At 73.5% G+C, this 2,574-nt stretch carries 4 protein-coding genes; 2 read left to right on the top strand and 2 right to left on the bottom strand.

Features of this window, described 5'->3' with window-relative positions; genetic code table 11:
• Positions 1 to 419 (top strand): protein adenylyltransferase SelO family protein (locus VFM98_RS24170; protein WP_325112445.1); only part of this gene is annotated, 419 nt, incomplete at its 5' end.
• Here the strand turns inward: VFM98_RS24170 and VFM98_RS24165 are convergent.
• On the bottom strand, positions 420 to 1,145 hold the full coding sequence (locus VFM98_RS24165) for a spermidine synthase (RefSeq protein ID WP_325112444.1): 726 nt from the start codon (positions 1,143 to 1,145) through the stop codon (positions 420 to 422).
• A gap of 72 nt (positions 1,146 to 1,217) precedes the next feature.
• Here VFM98_RS24165 and modA point away from each other — a divergent pair, with 72 nt between their 5' ends.
• Positions 1,218 to 1,967, top strand: a complete 750-nt coding sequence (gene modA / locus VFM98_RS24160) for a molybdate ABC transporter substrate-binding protein (protein ID WP_325112443.1) — start codon at positions 1,218 to 1,220, stop codon at positions 1,965 to 1,967.
• A gap of 3 nt (positions 1,968 to 1,970) precedes the next feature.
• On the opposite strand, the gene VFM98_RS24155 is transcribed toward modA, so the two are convergent.
• A partial coding sequence (locus tag VFM98_RS24155; RefSeq protein ID WP_325112442.1) for a LysR substrate-binding domain-containing protein occupies positions 1,971 to 2,574 on the bottom strand: 604 nt, incomplete at its 5' end.

Genomic DNA, 2,574 nt, shown 5'->3' with positions numbered 1-2,574 from the left:
CACTGGTGAACGACTGGCTGGACCTGCTGCAGGCGCAGGCCGTCGATTTCACGCTGGGCTGGCGCCGGCTGGCCGATGCCGCCGCCGGCGACGAGGCGGCGCTGCAGGCCCTGTTCGCGCAGCCCGAGCCGCTGCAGGCGTGGCTCGTGCGCTGGCGCGAGCGCTGCGCCCGCGATGCCGACCTTGCACCCGCCGCGCGGGCCGAGCGCATGCGGCGCGCCAATCCCTGGATCATCCCGCGCAACCACCGCGTGGAAGAGGCGCTCGAAGCGGCCTCGCAGCAGGAGGACCTGGTGCCCTTCGAAAGCCTGCTCGCGGCGCTGCGGAACCCGTTCGAGGAGATTCCTGCCAATGCGCGCTTCGCGGAGCCGGCCCCCGCCGCGGTGACGGCCTGCTATCAGACCTTCTGCGGCACCTGATCAGGGGCTGCGCCGCGCCATCGCCAACCACGCGGGCGCGGGCAGGTCCCAGCGCTGCTCGATGTCACGCGCCCGCGCGCCCAGCGTCTCCTCGGACGGCACCTCGCCGCAGTGCGCGAGTACCACCACATTGCCGGCCGCCGTCGGCGGGAATTGCCACAGCGCGCGTGGCTGCAGGCCGGCCCGGATGCGCGCCACGCTCGTGCGCCGGTCCAGGGCCTGCCCCACGAGGTTGACGGCCACCGTGCCGCCGGCACGCAGCGCGCCGCGGCAGTCGGCGTAGAACGCTTCGGTGTCGAGGGCGGGCCGCTCCACCTCGGCGTCGTAGGCGTCCACCTGCAGCACGTCGATGGCGCCGGCGCCGCGCTGCTGCGCGATGAAGTCGCGGCCATCCGCGTGCAGCACGTGCAGGCCCTCTTCATCCGCCGGCAGCATGAAGTGCGTGCGGCAGGCCTCGATCACGCGGGCGTCGATCTCCACCGCCGTCGCGTCCATGCGCAGCACGCGGTGCGCGAAGCGGGTCAGCGAGCCGGCGCCGAGCCCGAGCGTCACGAGGTGCCTGCCCGCCAGCGACGCGGGATCGTGGAAGGGCAGCCACGCGAACATGCGCACCGCGTACTCCATCTCCAGCCGATCGGGCGCGTCGAGGCGCATCGCACCCTGGCACCACGCGGTGCCGAACTGCAGCAGGCGCAGGCCCTCTCGTTCGCTGATCACGATCTCCATCGCTGCGAGCCTAAGGCATCCGCCCACTACACTGGCCACCTCGCAGGCTCTGCGGGGGGGGGGAAGGCGATCTTGAAGCTCTGGCACGGAATCGTTGCGGCACTCGTCGCCGCCTGGAGCCTGGCGGCCTCGGCCGCCCAGGTGCAGGTGGCGGTGGCCGCGAACATGGCCGCGCCGATGCGCCGGATCGCCGCCGATTTCGCCCGCGCCACCGGCCACGAGGCCGTGCTCGTCCCGGGCTCCACCGGCAAGTTCTACGCGCAGATCCGCGCCGGCGCGCCGTTCGAGGTGCTGCTGGCGGCCGACGACGAAACGCCGGCCCGGCTGGAGCGCGACGGCCTGGGCGTGGCCGGCACCCGCTTCACCTACGCGACCGGCCGCCTCGTGCTCTGGAGCGCGGACCCGGCGCGCGTCGATGCGCAGGGCGCCGTGCTGCGGCGGCCGCCGGCGGGCAAGCTGGCCATCGCCGATCCGAAGCTGGCGCCGTACGGGGCGGCGGCCCTCGAGGCGCTGCGGGGCCTGGGCGTGCTGGCCGCCTGGCAGCCGCACCTCGTGCAGGGCGAGAGCGTCGGCCAGGCCTACCAGTTCGCGGCGACGGGCGCGGCGGGCCTGGGCTTCGTCGCCCTGGCGCAGGTGATGGCGGAGGGCCGCATCGCGCGGGGCTCGGCCTGGATCGTTCCTTCGAGCCTGCATGCGCCCTTGAAGCAGGACGCGATCCTGCTGAAGCCGGGCCAGGCCAACGCGGCGGCCGCGGCGCTGCTGGACTACCTGCGCAGCGATGCGGCGCGCGCGACCCTGCGCGGCTACGGCTACCAGTTCTGAGCCTCAGCGCGGCTGGAAGAACGCGATCATCTCCGGCAGCACCGCCGGCATCTTGCGCTCGTTCCACACCATGTACACGTCCGAGCTGACGGCGGTGGCGGGCAGCCTGGAGAACTGCACGCCCGAGATGCCGCTGCCTTCGAGAGACCGGGGCACGAGCGCGTACCCCATGCCGCGCGCCACCAGCGCCACCACGCTGAGCCAGTGCCTGACCTCGTGGCGGAAGGTGGGGTCCAGCCCCAGCTGCGCGCACAGCGACAGCACCCGCTCGTAGTAGTCCGGCGAGGCGCCGCGCGAGAACAGCACCAGCGGTTCGCGCGCCAGCGCCTGCAGCCGCGGCGCGCGGGCGCGGGCGCCGCCCTGCTCGCGCGTGCACAGCACGAAGGGCTCGGACATGTAGAGCGCCTTGGTGAGCTCCGACTGCACGCTGGGCGTGTGCACGAAACCGAGGTCGATCTGGTGGCGGCCCAGCGCGTGCAGCTGTTCGGCCGAGTTCAGTTCCACCAGCTCGGTCTGCACCTGCGGGTGCGAGGCGCGGAAGCGGGCGAGCTTCTCCGGCAGGCCGCGGAACAGCATCGAGCCGACGAAGCCGATGCGCACCCGCGTG

It is taken from the genome of Ramlibacter sp. (assembly GCF_035706265.1).
Taxonomy (GTDB): domain Bacteria; phylum Pseudomonadota; class Gammaproteobacteria; order Burkholderiales; family Burkholderiaceae_C; genus Ramlibacter.
Note: the sequence above shows the minus strand (reverse complement) of the source record. Positions and strands in the feature narration are given on the sequence as shown.